Source organism: Halorhodospira sp. 9621 (genome assembly GCF_022228055.1).
GTDB lineage: Bacteria > Pseudomonadota > Gammaproteobacteria > Nitrococcales > Halorhodospiraceae > Halorhodospira > Halorhodospira halophila_A.
Genome location: NZ_JAJNRD010000003.1, coordinates 16,071 through 31,446, shown reverse-complemented (window position 1 = coordinate 31,446; position 15,376 = coordinate 16,071). Strand labels below are relative to the sequence as shown.

The following is a 15,376-nucleotide window of genomic DNA, read 5'->3' as shown; positions in this document are numbered from 1 at the left end:
CCCGTTGCGGACGCCCTTACTCGGCCGTCAGACGCCGGACCCCCGAGTCGCTGCCGAGCAGCAGCAAATCCGCCGGGCGCAGGGCGAAGATCCCGTTGGTCACCACGCCGGGGATATTGTTCAGGGTCTGCTCGAGCTTCATGGGCTCGGTGATCGACAGACCGTGAACGTCGAGGATCACGTTCCCGTTGTCGGTGGTGAACCCCTCGCGCAGCTCCGGCCGGCCGCCGAGCCGAACCAGCTCCCGGGCCACGGTGCTGCGCGCCATCGGGATCACCTCCACCGGAAGCGGGAAGGCACCGAGGACATCGACCATCTTGCCCTCATCGGCCACGCAGACGAACCGGTCCGAGGCCGAAGCAACGATCTTTTCGCGGGTCAGCGCCCCGCCACCGCCCTTGATCAGTTGCAGGAAGCGGTTGGCCTCGTCGGCCCCGTCGATGTAGACCGGCAAGCGGCCGGCACTGTTGAGGTCGGTCACGTCGATGCCGCGGTCACGCAGCCGCTGGGTGCTGGCCTCCGAGCTGGAGACCGCCCCGGCGATGCGATCGCGCATGTCTGCCAGGGCATCGATGAACAGATTGACCGTCGAGCCAGTCCCGACGCCGACATAGGCGTCTTCCTCGACGTACTCCAGCGCCGCCTCGGCGGCCAGACGCTTGCCCTGATCGCTCATCTCGACTCCTGATGCATTTTGATCCAAGTGGGTTCGGTACGACCGCCGCTAGCGGTATGCTGTAGGTGATATGGCTACCCATCATAACCAAGTCAAGCCCGACGCCGACAAACCGGCGCTGGAACAGGATCAGCGCGCCTACCTTGAGCGCATCCTGACCGCCTGTGTCTACGACGTCGCCGAGCAGACGCCGCTGGAGGCCGCGCCGATCCTCTCAGCGCGCATGGGCAACCACCTGCTGCTCAAGCGCGAGGATCTCCAGCCGGTCTTCTCCTTCAAGCTGCGCGGCGCCTACAACCGCATCATCCGCCTTTCCGAGGAGGCCCGCCAACGCGGAGTGATCTGCGCTTCGGCGGGCAACCACGCCCAGGGTGTTGCGCTCTCGGCGCGACGGCTCGGCATCGAGGCCACCATCGTCATGCCGCGGACCACACCGCAGATCAAGGTGGACGCGGTGCGCCGCTTCGGCGGCAACGTCGTGCTGCACGGCGACGGCTACGACGCCGCGTCGGGCAAGGCGCAAGAACTGATCGACAGCCACGGCCTGACCTACATCCCACCCTACGACCACCCGGACGTCATCGCCGGCCAGGGCACGGTGGGCATGGAGATCCTCCACCAGCACCCGCGCGACATCCATGCCGTGTTCATCCCGGTCGGTGGCGGCGGACTGGCCGCGGGCATCGCCGTCTACATCAGCCAGCTGCGCCCGGATATCCGCATCGTGGCCGTCGAGCCCGAGGATGCCCCGACCCTGGCCACCAGCCTCGAGCGCGACGAGCGCGTCCGCCTCGATCAGGTGGGGCTGTTCGCGGACGGCGTGGCGGTGCGCCAGATCGGCGAGCATACCTGGCCCATCCTGCGCCGCCACATCGACGAGGTGGTGCTGGTCAGTACCGATGAGATTTGCGCGTCGATCAAGGAGGTCTTCGAGGAGACCCGCTCCATTCTGGAGCCGGCCGGGGCACTCGGTGTGGCTGGCGCCAAGAAATACGCCAGCGCGCACGGCATCCGCAACGAAACCCTGGTGGCGATCAACAGCGGCGCCAACATGAACTTCTCACGGCTGTCCCACGTAGCCGAGCGCGCCGAGCTGGGTGAGCACCGCGAGGCGGTGCTGGCGGTGACCATCCCCGAGCGCCCGGGCGCCTTCCGGCGCTTCTGCGAGACCATCGGCGAACGACCGATCACCGAGTTCAACTACCGCATGGCCGACCCGGACACCGCCCACGTCTACGCCGGAATCGCCCTGCAGGAGGGCGACCAGGAGCGCCACGCCCTGATCGACCGGCTGCGCGAACAGGGGTACCCCGTGCTCGACCTAACCCGGGACGAGATGGCGAAGGTCCACGTGCGCCACATGGTCGGCGGCCGTGGGCACGGTGTCGCCGACGAGGTGGTCTACCGCTTCGAGTTCCCGGAGCGCCCCGGTGCATTGATGCAGTTCCTGGCCAGCCTGGGGGGACGCTGGAACATCAGCCTGTTCCACTACCGCAACAATGGCGCCGCTTACGGTCGGGTCCTCTGCGGGATCCAGGTGCCCGCCGACGCGCGCGAGGCCTTCCAGGAGTTCCTGCACGAACTCGACTACAGCTGCGTCGAGGAGACGGACAACCCGGCTTACAAGCTGTTCCTGAGCTGAGCCCGCGCACACGAGGAGATCCGTTATGCACGCACGCACCTGGCTGCCGCTCGGCATCACCCTGGCCGCCCTAACGGCGGGCGGCAGCAGCCACGCCCTCGGGCAACAGCCGCCGGAAAAGGATCCGCAGGCCGAGCCCCGGGGCAGCGCCGTCGTCTTCATGTATCACCGCTTCGGCGAGGACCGCTATCCGTCCACCAGCGTCCGGCTCGAGCAGTTCGAGGCACAGCTCGACTACCTTGAGGAGGAGGACTTCAACGTCTGGCCCGTCGAGTGGGTCATCGACGTGCTCCGCCACGGTGGCGAGCTCCCGGAACGGACGGTATCGATTACCGTCGATGACGCCTACGCCTCCGTGTACGAGGAGGCGTTCCCCCGCCTGAAGGAGCGCGACTGGCCAATGACGGTCTTCGTCGCCACCGACGACGTCGACTCGGGCCGCTCCGCCTATATGGACTGGGAGCAGATGCGCGAGATGCGCGACTCGGGCCTCGTCCGCTTCGCCAATCACTCCTCCAGCCACGACTACCTCGTCCGCCGGGATGACGAGGAGGACGACGAGGCGTGGCGGGCGCGCATGCGCGAGGACGTCGACAACGCCCAGCAGCGCCTGCAGGAGGAACTCGGCGAGGACGTGAACACCGACCCGAAGCTCTACGCCTACCCCTTCGGCGAGTACAACCCGGAACTGGCCGACCTGCTTCGTGACAAGGGGTACACCGCTTTCGGACAGCATTCCGGGGCCATCGGAACACTCAGCGACAAGCGTGCCCTGCCGCGCTTCGCGGTCAACGAACAGTTCGGCGACATGGAGGACTTCGAACTGCGTGCCAACAGCCTGCCGCTGCCCGTCGAGTCGATGGAACCCTTCGACCCGCTCCTCGACGCGGACAACAACCCGCCGCGCATGGAGATCCAGCTGGCCGAGGACCACGACGTCGGCGCCGGCCGCCTGAACTGCTTCGCCAGTGGCCAGGGGGCGATGGAGGTGGAATGGCTGGACGACGAGCAGACCCGCTTAGCCGTGCAGGCCGAGGAGCCCTTCGGCAAGGGTCGCGCCCGCTACAACTGCACCGCGCCGCACCGCGACGGCAGCGGGCGCTTCTTCTGGTTCAGCAAGCAGTGGCTCAACCCCTGACCCGGGGCGGCGGGGGCGATCACTCGCCGGCCGCCTCCGCCTCGTCCGGCCCCCCGGCTTCGGCCAGCTGCGTCGGCTCGTGCTCGACCTCGTCGAGACGCAGGCCGTTGATCCGTGCGAGTTCGTTGAAACGGATCATCGAGCGCACCTCTTCAACGTAGGCCTGGCCGCGTTCCGAGTAGGCCGTCAATCCGGCGCTCAGTGCCTCCCCGTCGAGCTCCCGCGCCTCATCCCGCATCTCGGCGCGCAGATCACGCAGATCGTCGTAGGCGTGCCCGACATTGAGGGTGAAGTAGTAGGAGCGCACGGAGCGCTGCAGGGACGGGAAAACCCGGATGCGGTGGCTCTCACCTTCGCCGCGACGCTCGGGGACCAGACCCTCCTCCTGCGTCCAGGTCCACTCGCCGAAGAGGTTGTTGGCCTGCCGGGTGAAGCGCGAGGTTCCCCAGCCGCTCTCGTTGGCGGCCTGGGCCAGAGCCATATCCGGCGGGATCTCGTCGAGCCGGTGGAGCAACACCTCAATGGCATCGTCGTCGTCGAGATCGACCCGGTAGTGCTCGGCCAGGGCCTCCAGGCGCTCGCCGGCGGCACCTTCGAGCTCGTCGCGACGGGCCCCGGCCTCGACCACGAACGCGCGGGCCTCGCGCAGACGGGCATTTTCTGCCAGTACGATGGGCGTCAGGATACGGAAGAAGACCTCCTTGCGGGTCTGCACGTCCACCTCGTCGAGGTCCTCGGGGAAGCTACCCGCAGTCACCGCCGGAACCACTTCGTCGGGAGGCCACTGCTCGCCGCCGTGCTCGCGCAGACGCTCAAGCAGAACCTCACTGCTGTCGGCTTCGATGAAGGTCAGCTCGGGGACCCGAAACGGCTCCGGATCCACGACCTCCGGCGGTGGCTGCCCGTCGACCCGCTCCTCAAACGACTGGTAACCCCAGTAAGCCACCGGCGCGGCGAAAAACACCGCCAGGATCGCGCTGATGACCACCCAGCGCCCCATGCGCCAGTCTCTGGTGCCGGATTCGTTCATGATCGCGTCGGCTCCCTTTTGTGGGCTGATGCCGGCGCTGCCATGGCGCCGGCCCGTGGAGAGGGGATCGGCCGCGTCGACGGGAAGATGAGCCCACCGACCGCGGACGCCGGCGACGCACCCGGGTTGGAAAGGCCCCGCTCAGTCGTCGGCCAGGCGGAGGATGGCCGTCCACTGCGCCTCGGTGACCGGGACAATGGACAGACGATTGCCCCGCCGGATCAACGGGAACCCCTCAAGCTCGGGGCAATCCCGCAGCTCCTGAAGGGTGACCCGGCGGGACAGGCGCTCGCGAAAGCGGACATCGACGCAGAACCAGCGGGGCGCCTCCGGGGTGCTTTTCGGGTCGTAGTGGGGGTCGTCAGGATCGAAAGCCGTAGGATCCGGGTAAGGGTCGCTGACCACCTCCATCAACCCGACCACCCCCGGCGGACGGGTGTTGGAGTGGTAGAAGAAGGCCACATCACCCGGACGCATGTGATCACGGATCATGTTGCGCACCTGGTAATTGCGCACCCCATCCCAACGATCAGTCCCCTGCGGGGCCGCAGCGAGATCCTCGATGCCGAACACGTCGGGCTCGGACTTCATCAACCAGCGGTTCATGCCGCCTCCTGCCGGATCGTGCGTACCGGCAGACTGACACAGCCACGCTCGGTGATCACCCCGTCCAGGGGCAGGTCCCAGGCTTCGCCGGGCAGTTCCGCCACCTGCTGCGTGCTGAACGCCAGGCCAACGATCCGCGGAGGGTGCCAGGGGTAGCGGCGCATTCGGGCGAAGGTGGCGTCGTAGAATCCGCCGCCCATACCGAGCCGCCGCCCGGCGGGATCAAAGGCAACCAGCGGAGCCAGCACCAGATCCAGCCCCCGCACCGGCACCTCGTCCGCCAGCGCGGGCGGCGGCTCGGGGACTCCGTACCGATTGGGGCGCAGCGGAGTGCCCGGGACCCAGCGCCGGAAGGCCATGCGGCGACCGTGCCGACGCAACGCCGGCAGGTAGACAGCCCTCCCGCGCTGGTGCAGTGCCGTGAGGATCGCCCCGGTAGGCGCCTCGCCGTCGGCGTCGAGGTATCCGGCTACGCGATGCAGGCCCCGGGTCACGACCAGCCTGAGCACCTCGTCGCGCAAGCGGAGTCCGGCACGACGACGGTCGCTGGCAGGGATCCGGCGACGGTGCTCGCGCAAGCGACGGCGGATGTCGCGCTTGGCAGCCAAGGCGGCACTCCTCGACACAAGGGGGAAGGAGGTATGCGCGGCAAGGGAAAAAGGACACCCCCCGCGTATGCCGTACAGGCCTGCCCTTGAACCCTTCGGTTCAGGTAGGGACGGGGGGAGCTGCCTTAGGCTTTCCGCTCGAAGCGGACATGCACACCGGTCAACCCACGCCCGGTCCCTTGGGCATTGCTCTGAGGCTCAAGATAACTCGGCCTGAGATCGAACACCGCAGGGGATGCCGTGACTCCATGATCACCCACGGCAGGGTTTCGTGCAAGCAATCTCAGGAGCCACCGTCGACAGCCTCCGAAATGCGCGCGTCCAGCCGGGCCAGGCGCTGGCGTACGTCTGCCAGCTGCTCGTTCTCGGCCTGGACGCTGAGCAGTTCGTAGGCGATGTTCAGCGCCGCCACCACGGCAACCCGATCCGTGCCGACCACATTGCCGCTCTTGCGGATCTCGCGCATCTTGCGATCCACATAGTCCGCGGACTGCAACAGCTCGTTTTTGGCGTCCTCGGGACACGCCACGGTGAAGTCCTGATCGAGGATGCGTACCTTGACCGCTTCGGTCATGCGCTACTGCTCCATCGCCTTGAGCCGGCTGATCATCGACTCGATCTGGGACCGGGCGAGTTCGTTCTTCTCCTGAAGCGCGGCCCGATCCGCCTGGAGCTGCTCCTGCGCCTGGCGAAGCAGGCGGTTTTCTTCGCGCAGGCGCTCGTGCTGGCGCAGCAGCTGCTCGATGCGCTGCTCCAGACGCACCAGCTCTTCGACCGAGTAATCAGACACTTGGAGTCACCTCCCCTGATCGCCGACTATAGTGCGCCGGTCGGGCACGGTCAATCGGCAGCGCCGCTGTTAGGATGGGACCATCCCGGTTCCACGACAGATGAGGGTGGACGAGCCATGGCTTCCGGACAACGTTATCAGGGGGTCGCCGAGGTCCTCGAGGCGGTCGGTACGCCGGTGGGTGCAGCCGAAGCCCACGGGATGCTGGCCGGTATGCTCAGCGGCACCGGCGAGGCCGGGCAGGCGCACTGGATCGCCGAGGTGCTGGCGGATACCGAACCGCGCGGCGAGTCGGCCCGCGCCTGCCTAGAGACCCTGACGCTGCTCTACGACGAAACCGCCACCGAACTCGCTGACGACGCCATGGGCTTTGCGCCGCTGCTGCCGCCCGAGGACGAGCCGCTGAACGAGCGGGTCCGCGCCCTGGCCGCCTGGAGCAGCGGGTTCCTGTTCGGGATTGGGCGCACCGAGCCCGGCCAGGACACCGAACTGCCCGCCGAGGTCCGCGAGTTCCTCAGCGACCTGGCCGAGATCGCCCGGGTTGCCGCCGAGCCAGCCGACGACGAGGATGATGAGGCGTCCTACACGGAGCTGCTCGAGTACATCCGCGTCGGCGTCCTGCTCTGCCGCGAGCACATGGGGCACCCGAGCATCGAGGCGCAGAACTCATGAGCGAGGCCATCGACTTCCGGCAGCTCGCCCGCGAGCAGCGGGAGACCCTGGCACGGCGCATGGGCGAGGCCGCGGTGGCGGTGATCCCGGCGGCACGGGAGCAGCCGCGCAATCGCGACGTGGATCATCCGTTCCGCCAGGACAGCGACTTCCGCTACCTCACCGCCTTCCCGGAGCCGGACGCCGTAGCGGTCATCGCCCCGGGCCGGCCCGAAGGCGAGTACATCCTGTTCGTCCGCGAGCGGGATCCCGACGCGGAGCGCTGGGCCGGGGCACGCACCGGTCCCGAGGCGGCCTGTGCGGCCTACGGCGCTGACCAGGCTTGGCCGCTGAGCGAGCTTGATCAACGCCTGCCCGATCTGCTCGTCGGCCGGGAGCGGCTCATCGGTCCGCTGGGGCGCGACGAACACTGGGATCGCAGGCTGCTGCAATGGCTGCAGGCCGGCCGCGAACGCGCCCGTGGCCTAAGCGTGGCGCCGAGCAGCATCGAACTGCTCGATCACAACATCCACGAGCAGCGCCTGATCAAGCGCCCGGCTGAACTGGAGGCCATGCGCAGGGCCGCCGGCATCTCGGTGGCCGCCCACCGGCGCGCCATGCAGGTGGTGCAGCCGGACATGCCCGAGTACACCCTGGCTGCCGAACTGCTCGGCATCTTCCATCGCCACGGCGGCGAGGCGGCCTACCCGAGCATTGTCGCTGGGGGCGCCAACGCCTGCGTGCTCCACTACATCACCCTGCGCGACCGGTTGCGCGAGGGCGATCTGGTGCTCATCGACGCCGGCGCCGAGGTGGACGGCTACGCCGCGGACATCACCCGCACCTTCCCGGTCAGCGGCTCCTTCAGCGCCGAACAGCGGGCCGTCTACGACGTGGTCCTCGCCGCCCAGGAGGCAGCTATCGAGCAGGTGCGCAGCGGCAACGACTTCGACGCCTTCCACCGCACCGCCACGCGCATCCTCACCCAGGGCATGGTGGATCTTGGCTGGCTTGAAGGCGAAGTCGACGGCCTGATCGAGCAGGGCGCCCACCGGCGCTTCTTCCCGCACCGCACCGGGCACTGGCTGGGACTGGACGTGCACGACGTCGGCAGCTATGCAGTAGAGGGAGCGTGGCGCGTCCTCCATCCCGGCATGGTGGTGACCGTCGAGCCGGGGCTCTATTGCCCACCGGGCAGCGAGGAGGTGGACCGTCGCTGGCACGGGATCGGCGTGCGTATCGAGGACGACGTGGTTGTCGAACGGGAGACTCCGCGCGTGCTCACCAGCGGCGTCCCGAAAACGCCCGAGGCCATCGAGGATCTGATGGGCGCCGTGCGCGGCGCGGGCTACGAGGAAAGTGGAGATTTCGACTGACGTTGGAGACCGAGCCCTACGACATCATCATCGCCGGCGGCGGCCTGGTCGGCGGCGCCCTGGCCTGCGGGCTGGCCCAGGCCGGGCTGCGCGTGGCGGTGATCGAGCCGGTCCCAGCGGATCATGGTGCACAGCCAAGTTTCGATGAACGCCATACGGCCCTCGCTCCCTCCAGCCGCTACATCCTCGACGCCTGGGGGCTGTGGCAACCAGTGCGGTCGGTGCTCACCCCGATCCGACACATCCACGTATCGGAGCAGGGCGGCTGGGGCTTCGTCCACTTCGACGCCGGGCAAGAGGGGGTGGATGCGCTTGGCTGGCTGCTCGCCAACCGGCAGATGGGCACCGTCCTCGGCGAGCGTCTGGAAACCGACGAGCGCATCACCCTGATCAGTCCCGCTCAGGTGCAGGCCGTGGAACAGGGCAGCGATCGCGTCCGGGTGACCTCGGCCGGGACCGACGGTGAGCAACGGCTCAGCGCGCGCCTGCTCGTCGCCGCGGACGGAGCCGATTCCCAGACCCGCAAGCTGGCCGGACTTTCGGTGCACAGCCGTGACTACCGCCAGAGCGCGGTGATCACCACCGTGACGCCGGCCCGACACCACCAGGGTTGGGCCTTCGAGCGCTTCACCCGAGCCGGCCCCCTGGCGCTGCTGCCCATCGCCGAGGGGCGCTGCGCCATCGTCTGGTCCGTGCCGCCGGAACGCGCCGAGGCCTACCGCGACGGCGACGATGCGCGGTTCCTGGCCGCCCTCCAACAGGCCTTCGGCTACCGCCTGGGCCCCTTCCGCAGCTGCGGTCACCGCCTCACCTACCCGCTGGTGGAACGCTACACCCCGACCCCGTATACCGGCCGGGTGCTGCTGCTTGGCAATGCGGCGCATACCCTGCACCCGGTCGCCGGACAGGGCCTCAACCTCGCTCTGCGCGACGCGGCGACGCTGGTCGAGCTCATCGGCGACAGCCGCGCCGGCGGCGGCGACCCCGGCGCCGAACCGCTGCTCCGGGCCTACGTCCGGCGACGCTCCGAGGATCTCCTGCGCACGCGGGCCTTTACCAACACCCTGGTGAGCGGCTTCGGGTCAGCCCACCCGCTGCTGCGGCTGGCGCGCAGTGCCGGACTAGCCGCCCTGCAGCGCTGCCCCCCCATGCGGCGCACCCTGCTGCGCACCGGCGCCGGGCGGGTCGGCCCGTTGCCGGTCGCCGCCTGCCGACCACCGGAGGCCACCGGGGAGGACCCGTCGTGAAGGAAGCGGACGTCATCATCCAGGGCGCCGGCGCGTCGGCGCTGGCGACCGCCGTCGGACTCGCTCGAGGCGGCCTGGCGGTCACCCTGCTGGATGCCGCAGAGGTTTGTGCGGCCCCGGCACCGGGGAGCGAGCCCCGGCACTCGGTGATCGACATCGTCTCCGAGCGGGTCCTGCGCCATCTCGGTGGCTGGCCCTTCATCACCCGGGACCGCACCTACCCGATCGAGGCGCTGGAACTGGAGGACTGCAACGCCGCGGCTCACCTGACCCTCAGCGCCTGTGAAGTCGGCGAGACGCGCCTCGGGCACGTGGTTGAGCGGGGCGTGATTGACCGCGCCCTGCGCGAGCTCTTCGACGCCCTACCGCAGACGCGCCGCCTGGCCACGGGCCCTGTCCGCGACATCGCCGCCGACCGGCAGCGGCTGACCATTCACCTCGAGGACGGGCAGGCGCTGACCGCCAGGCTGCTGGTGGCCGCCGACGGCGACAACTCCCCCCTGCGCCGGCTGGCGGGTATCCGCTGGCGCCGCGCCGGTTACGGCCAGGACGCCGTGATCGCCCGGATCCGCACCGAGCGCCCCCCGGGGCACACCGTCCGCCAGCGCTTCTGCGGCGACGAGCCGTTGACCCTGCTGCCCCTCGACGAGCACGAGTCAGCCCTGCTCTGGCCGGTACCCCGGACGCGCGCTCGGCGGCTTCTGGAGGCAGACAGCAGCTCGTTTCACCATCAGCTGGAGATCGCCAGCGGCGCCGTGCTCGGCGGCATCGAGGCGTCATCCGCCCGCCAGGCACAACGGCTGATCCGCGGGCGTGCGGAGCGCTACATCGGACCGCGACTGGCGCTGGTCGGCAATGCGGCCCACACGGTGCACCCGCTGGCCGCGCAGGCAGTGAACCTCAGCCTGCTGGATGCCGCCACGCTGATCGAGTGCGTCCTGGAGGCCCACTCGGCCGGGCGCGATCCGGGCGGCATCGGCCCGCTGCGTCGCTACGAGCGGCGTCGCCGGGGCAGCAACGCGCGCATGCAGAACGGTCTGGACATCACCCAGTGGCTTTTCGGCGCGCAGGCAGCGCCGTTGCCCCTGCTGCGAGGCACGGGGCTACGCATCGCGGCCCGCTTGCCGCCCCTGCGACAGGCGCTGATGACCGGTCTGATGGGCCTCCACGGCGACCTCCCGGAGCTCGCCCGCGGACCTGGCGTATAACGAATTCCGGTCAAGGGTGCCAAGACGCTTGCCAGCCAGAAACAAGAATCATTATCATCGATCGCTGTCATGGACCAAACACAGGGAGAACCCATGTTCCGTCGAATCCCCGTCGTGACCGCGCTGGTCGCAGGAGCCGTCTTGGTAACCGGGTGCGACACCGGTGACGATGAGCTGACCGTCTATTCGGCGCGCCAGGATCACCTGATCAGCCCCATTCTCGAGCGTTTCACCGAAGAGACCGGGATCTCCGTGCGCTTCGTCACCGATGACGCCGGCCCGCTGATGGAGCGGCTCAAGGCCGAGGGCGAGCGCACCCCAGCGGACGTGCTGCTCACCGTGGATGCCGGCAACCTGCACCAGGCCACCGAGAACGACCTGCTCGCCAGCCTCGACTCGGCGCAGCTGCGCGAGCGCATCCCTGAGCACCTGCGCGATCCGGAGGATCGCTGGTTCGGTCTGTCCGTGCGCGCACGCACCATCATGTACAGCCCCGAGCGGGTCGATCCCGAAGAACTCGACACCTACGCCGGCCTGGCCGACGACCAGTGGGAGGGACGGCTGTGCCTGCGGACCTCGCAGCAAGTCTACAACCAGTCTCTGGTGGCCATGATGCTTCACCACGAGGGCGAGGAGGAGACAGCCCGCATCGTCGAGGGCTGGGTCGACAACCTGGCCACCTCACCCTTCTCCAACGACACCTCGGTCCTCGAGGCCATCGAGGCCGGCCAGTGCGACGTGGGCATCACCAACACCTACTACCTCGGGCGCATCCTGCGCGATGACCCGGACTTCCCGGTCGAGGTCTTCTGGCCCGATCAGGATGGCCACGGCGTCCACGTCAACGTGTCCGGGGCCGGCGTAACCCGGCACGCCTCCAATCCCGAGAAGGCCCAAAAGCTGCTCGAGTGGCTGGCCAGCGATGACGCCCAGGAGCAGTTCGCCGCCATTAACCTTGAGTATCCCGCGGTGGAGGGCGTCGAACTCGATCCCATCGTCGCCGGGTGGGGCGAGTTCAAGCCCGATACCATCAACGTCAGCGAAGCCGGCCGGCTCCAGCGCCAGGCCACCATGCTGATGGATCGGGCCGGGTACCGGTAAGCGACGTGGTCTCGCTCACGAGCGCGGCGCGCAGCCCCAGGCTGCGCCGACTCTGGCAGCGCATCGGCCCCTGGCGTGTCTTCGCAGTCATCGCCGGGGGCCTGCTGTTTACGCCCATCCTGGTGACCCTGTTCTCGTGGCTGAACCCGGATCACGAGGTCTGGCGCCACCTGGCCGACACGCTGCTGCCCGAGATCCTGCGCAACACCGCCATCCTCATCTTTGGCGTCGGCAGCGCCGTAATGGTCCTGGGCGTGGGCCTGGCGTGGCTGACGGCGGTCTGCGAATTCCCCGGGCGCCGCTTCTTCGACTGGGCCCTGATGCTGCCGCTGGCGGTTCCGGCCTACGTGCTGGCCTTCGTATTCATCGGCTTCTTCGAGTACGCCGGCCCGCTGCAGACCGGACTGCGGGAGCTCATCGGCCCCGGTTTCGAACTACCCTCGGTGCGCTCGGCACCGGGGGTGGTGCTGGTCATGGCGCTGGTCTTCTATCCTTACGTCTACATGCTCACCCGGACGGCGTTCCTCGCCCAGGGCCGAGGCCCCCTGGAGGCCGCCCGCATCCAGGGGCTGTCACCGTGGGCGGCGTTCTTCCGGGTGGCCGTCCCCATGGCCCGGCCGGCCATCGCCGCGGGCACGGCCCTGGCCCTGATGGAGACGCTGGCCGATTTCGGCGCTGTAGCCATCTTCAACTTCGAGACGTTCACCACGGCCATCTACCGTGCCTGGTTCGGCTTCTTCAGCATCAACGCCGCCGCGCAGCTGGCGGCCATCCTGCTGCTGATCATCCTCGCCGGGCTGTGGGTCGAACGCCGGGCCCGCGGCCGGGCTCGCTTCTCCCAGGGCGGCACCCAGCACCTGGAGCGCATCCAGCTGCGGGGCTGGCGCCGCTGGGCGGCCACAGCGGCAGCCGGCACCGTTCTGGCGCTGGGCTTTGTCTTACCCATGATCCAGCTGCTGATCTGGGCCTCCCGGCGCCTCGAGGATCTGGACAGCACCTACTGGTCGCTGATCCAGAACACCCTCACCCTCGGCGCCAGCGCCGCAGTGCTCACCGTGCTGATCGCACTGCTGCTGGCCTATGCCCGCCGCGTGCAGCCGGACCGGCTGACCCAGCGCGCGGTCACCGCCGCGACCCTGGGCTACGCGCTACCCGGCGCAGTGCTGGCCGTCGGCATCATGCTGGCGCTGACCTGGCTCGATCACCTGGTAGCCAGCCTGGTCGGCCCCTGGGGTGGACTGGGCACCACCTTCCTTGCGGGAAGCATCTTCGCCCTGATCCTCGCCTACGTAGTGCGCTTCATGGCGGTCGCCTACGGCGCCGTGGACAGCAGCCTCGAGCGGGTCCGTCCCGTCTTGCGCGATGCGGCGCGAAGCCTGGGCGCCGGCGACCGCGAGGTGATCCGCCGGATCTACGTGCCCATGCTCGCCCCGGGGCTACTCACCGCACTGCTGCTCGTCGGCGTCGACGTGATGAAGGAGATGCCCGCCACCCTGCTGCTGCGACCCTTCGGCTGGGATACCCTGGCGGTGCGCATCTACGAGTTCACCACCGAGGGCGTGTGGGAGCGGGCGGCGGTGCCGGCGATCACCTTGGTCGGCGTCGGGCTGCTGCCGGTGATCCTGCTCGTACGGGGCACGATCCGCGGTCGCTAGGGCCCGGCACCCGGCGCCTCAGGGCCCCTCGTTTGGGTTTATCGGACTTTGTGCGTATAGTATTTCGCCACCCTAGCGACCGATTCCAGAGATGCCGCAAAGAACTCCGCTCTACGATAGACACGTGGGCGCCGGCGCCCGCGTGGTCGATTTCGCCGGCTGGGAGATGCCGCTTCACTACGGCTCTCAGCTGGCCGAACACCAGGCCGTGCGCAGCGACGTCGGCCTGTTCGACGTCTCCCATATGGCCGTCACCGACCTCTCCGGCCCGGCTGCCCGTGGCCTGCTGCGCCAACAGCTGGCCAACGATGTCGCCAAGCTGGACGGGCGCCCCGGGCAAGCCCTCTATAGTTGCCTGCTCAACGAGCGCGGCGGTGTCGTCGACGACCTGATCGTCTACCTACGCGACGAGGAGACCTACCGCGTGGTCTCCAACGCCGCCACCCGCGAGAAGGTCCGCCCGCGGCTGCTCGAACAGGCGCAGCAGGCCGGCGTCACCGCCGAGGCCCGGGACGACCTGGCCATGGTCGCGGTCCAGGGGCCGCGGGCGACCTCCCTGCTCGAGCAGCTCTACGGCGACGAGGCTGCCGCAGCGCTGGCCTGTAAACCGTTCCAGGCGGCCACGGTGGGTGAGGTCTTTGCCGGGCGCACCGGTTACACCGGCGAGGACGGCTTCGAGCTGATCCTACCGGCCGACCAGGCCCCCGCTCTGTGGGATCGGCTGACTGAGGCCGGCGCCCAGCCGTGCGGGCTCGGCGCCCGCGACAGCCTGCGCCTCGAGGCCGGACTCAACCTCAACGGCAACGAGATGGACGAGGAGACCACGCCGCTGGAGGCCGCGCTCGGGTGGACCGTGGCGTGGGCCCCGGAGGATCGCGACTTCGTCGGCCGTGCGGCACTCGAGGAGCAGCACCGCCAGGGCGTCGCCTGGCGCCTGATCGGCCTGGTGGTCGAGGGTCGCGCCCCGGCCCGCGCGGGCTACGTCGTGCGCACTGACGCTGGCGACGGGGTGATCACCAGCGGCGCCCATTCGCCGACCCTCGGCGGGCCCATCGCACTGGCCCGCATCCCCGCCGACGCCGAGGGCGATTTCCGCGTGGTCATCCGCAACCGCGAGGCCGCCGCGCGGCGTGTCAAACCGCCCTTCGTCCGCCATGGTAAGGTATGCGTCTAGCCCTTCCACGGCTTTCAGACGCGAATTCATCCCCGAATTGCGAGGAACGCATCCCATGAGTCAGGTACCTGAAGACCTCAAGTACACGCGCAACCACGAGTGGGTCCGCGTGGAAGCCGATGGCAGCGTGACGGTGGGGATCACCGAGCACGCCCAGGAGTCGCTGGGCGACCTGGTCTTCGTCGAACCGCCGGAGGCCGGAAGCCAGGTCCAGGCCGAAGAGGCGTGCGCGGTGGTCGAGTCGGTCAAGGCCGCCTCCGACGTCTACGCCCCGATCAGTGGCGAGGTCACCCAGGGCAACGAGGCCCTGGCCGACAACCCCGAGGCCGTGAACACCGACCCTTACGGCGATGGGTGGATCATGCGCATCCAGCCCGCCGACACTAGTGAGATCGACGGTCTTCTGGATGCCGCCGCCTATCAGGAGCTGGTGGCCGACGAGGGTTGAAACCCGTCCGCTAACACGGGACCCGA

At 68.9% G+C, this 15,376-nt stretch carries 16 protein-coding genes and 1 other RNA gene; 10 read left to right on the top strand and 7 right to left on the bottom strand.

Annotation, left to right across the window (positions count from 1 at the left end):
* Window positions 1–16 precede the first annotated feature (16 nt).
* Window positions 17–676, bottom strand: a complete 660-nt coding sequence (gene rpiA / locus LRF89_RS02510) for a ribose-5-phosphate isomerase RpiA (RefSeq protein ID WP_201242154.1) — start codon at window positions 674–676, stop codon at window positions 17–19.
* Between the two features lie 70 nt (window positions 677–746).
* Between rpiA and ilvA the strand changes: the two genes are divergently transcribed.
* Both ilvA and LRF89_RS02500 read left to right on the top strand, forming a co-directional pair.
* Window positions 747–2,318 carry a threonine ammonia-lyase, biosynthetic gene (gene ilvA, locus LRF89_RS02505; RefSeq protein ID WP_238634667.1) on the top strand — a complete coding sequence of 524 codons (1,572 nt, stop codon included), beginning with the start codon at window positions 747–749 and terminating at the stop codon, window positions 2,316–2,318.
* A gap of 25 nt (window positions 2,319–2,343) precedes the next feature.
* Window positions 2,344–3,456 carry a polysaccharide deacetylase family protein gene (locus LRF89_RS02500; RefSeq protein ID WP_238636557.1) on the top strand — a complete coding sequence of 371 codons (1,113 nt, stop codon included), beginning with the start codon at window positions 2,344–2,346 and terminating at the stop codon, window positions 3,454–3,456.
* Window positions 3,457–3,475: 19 nt separating this feature from the next.
* Here LRF89_RS02500 and LRF89_RS02495 read toward each other — a convergent pair whose 3' ends face one another.
* The 6 genes from LRF89_RS02495 to LRF89_RS02470 form a co-directional block, all read right to left on the bottom strand.
* The gene (locus LRF89_RS02495) at window positions 3,476–4,486 is read right to left on the bottom strand and encodes a glucosaminidase domain-containing protein (RefSeq protein ID WP_201170107.1); all 1,011 of its coding nucleotides are present in this window, start codon (window positions 4,484–4,486) and stop codon (window positions 3,476–3,478) included.
* 141 nt (window positions 4,487–4,627) lie between these two features.
* Window positions 4,628–5,092 (bottom strand): EVE domain-containing protein, encoded by a 465-nt coding sequence (locus LRF89_RS02490; RefSeq protein ID WP_201170111.1) that lies wholly within the window; start codon window positions 5,090–5,092, stop codon window positions 4,628–4,630.
* Window positions 5,089–5,700: a 5-formyltetrahydrofolate cyclo-ligase gene (locus LRF89_RS02485; protein ID WP_238636555.1), complete on the bottom strand. Its 612-nt coding sequence runs from the start codon at window positions 5,698–5,700 to the stop codon at window positions 5,089–5,091. The genes LRF89_RS02490 and LRF89_RS02485 overlap by 4 nt, the downstream gene beginning before the upstream one ends.
* 54 nt (window positions 5,701–5,754) lie before the next feature.
* Window positions 5,755–5,938: non-coding RNA, 6S RNA (gene ssrS / locus LRF89_RS02480), on the bottom strand.
* Between the two features lie 45 nt (window positions 5,939–5,983).
* The gene (locus LRF89_RS02475) at window positions 5,984–6,274 is read right to left on the bottom strand and encodes a cell division protein ZapA (protein WP_201170116.1); all 291 of its coding nucleotides are present in this window, start codon (window positions 6,272–6,274) and stop codon (window positions 5,984–5,986) included.
* Between the two features lie 3 nt (window positions 6,275–6,277).
* Window positions 6,278–6,490 carry a TIGR02449 family protein gene (locus LRF89_RS02470; RefSeq protein ID WP_201170117.1) on the bottom strand — a complete coding sequence of 71 codons (213 nt, stop codon included), beginning with the start codon at window positions 6,488–6,490 and terminating at the stop codon, window positions 6,278–6,280.
* 117 nt (window positions 6,491–6,607) lie between these two features.
* Between LRF89_RS02470 and LRF89_RS02465 the strand changes: the two genes are divergently transcribed.
* The 8 genes from LRF89_RS02465 to gcvH all read left to right on the top strand — a co-directional run bounded on the left by LRF89_RS02465 (window position 6,608) and on the right by gcvH (window position 15,350).
* Window positions 6,608–7,162 carry a UPF0149 family protein gene (locus LRF89_RS02465; protein ID WP_238633639.1) on the top strand — a complete coding sequence of 185 codons (555 nt, stop codon included), beginning with the start codon at window positions 6,608–6,610 and terminating at the stop codon, window positions 7,160–7,162.
* Window positions 7,159–8,517, top strand: coding sequence for an aminopeptidase P N-terminal domain-containing protein (locus LRF89_RS02460; protein WP_201170119.1), 1,359 nt, complete (start codon window positions 7,159–7,161; stop codon window positions 8,515–8,517). Before LRF89_RS02465 ends, LRF89_RS02460 begins: the two co-directional genes overlap by 4 nt.
* 2 nt (window positions 8,518–8,519) lie before the next feature.
* Window positions 8,520–9,764, top strand: a complete 1,245-nt coding sequence (gene ubiH, locus LRF89_RS02455) for a 2-octaprenyl-6-methoxyphenyl hydroxylase (protein WP_201170120.1) — start codon at window positions 8,520–8,522, stop codon at window positions 9,762–9,764.
* Complete coding sequence (locus tag LRF89_RS02450; RefSeq protein ID WP_238636554.1) at window positions 9,761–10,972, top strand: FAD-dependent monooxygenase; 1,212 nt, start codon at window positions 9,761–9,763, stop codon at window positions 10,970–10,972. The genes ubiH and LRF89_RS02450 overlap by 4 nt, the downstream gene beginning before the upstream one ends.
* A 93-nt stretch (window positions 10,973–11,065) precedes the next feature.
* Window positions 11,066–12,073 carry a Fe(3+) ABC transporter substrate-binding protein gene (locus LRF89_RS02445; RefSeq protein ID WP_238634663.1) on the top strand — a complete coding sequence of 336 codons (1,008 nt, stop codon included), beginning with the start codon at window positions 11,066–11,068 and terminating at the stop codon, window positions 12,071–12,073.
* Window positions 12,074–12,078: 5 nt separating this feature from the next.
* Window positions 12,079–13,728 (top strand): ABC transporter permease subunit, encoded by a 1,650-nt coding sequence (locus tag LRF89_RS02440; RefSeq protein WP_201170125.1) that lies wholly within the window; start codon window positions 12,079–12,081, stop codon window positions 13,726–13,728.
* Window positions 13,729–13,819: 91 nt separating this feature from the next.
* Window positions 13,820–14,902: a glycine cleavage system aminomethyltransferase GcvT gene (gcvT, locus tag LRF89_RS02435; RefSeq protein ID WP_238633644.1), complete on the top strand. Its 1,083-nt coding sequence runs from the start codon at window positions 13,820–13,822 to the stop codon at window positions 14,900–14,902.
* A gap of 55 nt (window positions 14,903–14,957) precedes the next feature.
* On the top strand, window positions 14,958–15,350 hold the full coding sequence (gene gcvH / locus LRF89_RS02430; protein WP_201170128.1) for a glycine cleavage system protein GcvH: 393 nt from the start codon (window positions 14,958–14,960) through the stop codon (window positions 15,348–15,350).
* Window positions 15,351–15,376 lie beyond the last annotated feature (26 nt).

Coding starts and splice junctions, on each gene's coding strand:
- LRF89_RS02465 (WP_238633639.1), top strand. CDS start 6,608: ATGGCTTCCGGACAACGTTATCAGGGGGTCGCCGAGGTCCTCGAGGCG.
- gcvH (WP_201170128.1), top strand. CDS start 14,958: ATGAGTCAGGTACCTGAAGACCTCAAGTACACGCGCAACCACGAGTGG.
- LRF89_RS02445 (WP_238634663.1), top strand. CDS start 11,066: ATGTTCCGTCGAATCCCCGTCGTGACCGCGCTGGTCGCAGGAGCCGTC.
- rpiA (WP_201242154.1), bottom strand. CDS start 676: ATGAGCGATCAGGGCAAGCGTCTGGCCGCCGAGGCGGCGCTGGAGTAC.
- LRF89_RS02490 (WP_201170111.1), bottom strand. CDS start 5,092: ATGAACCGCTGGTTGATGAAGTCCGAGCCCGACGTGTTCGGCATCGAG.
- LRF89_RS02500 (WP_238636557.1), top strand. CDS start 2,344: ATGCACGCACGCACCTGGCTGCCGCTCGGCATCACCCTGGCCGCCCTA.
- LRF89_RS02475 (WP_201170116.1), bottom strand. CDS start 6,274: ATGACCGAAGCGGTCAAGGTACGCATCCTCGATCAGGACTTCACCGTG.
- LRF89_RS02460 (WP_201170119.1), top strand. CDS start 7,159: ATGAGCGAGGCCATCGACTTCCGGCAGCTCGCCCGCGAGCAGCGGGAG.
- gcvT (WP_238633644.1), top strand. CDS start 13,820: ATGCCGCAAAGAACTCCGCTCTACGATAGACACGTGGGCGCCGGCGCC.
- LRF89_RS02495 (WP_201170107.1), bottom strand. CDS start 4,486: ATGAACGAATCCGGCACCAGAGACTGGCGCATGGGGCGCTGGGTGGTC.
- ilvA (WP_238634667.1), top strand. CDS start 747: ATGGCTACCCATCATAACCAAGTCAAGCCCGACGCCGACAAACCGGCG.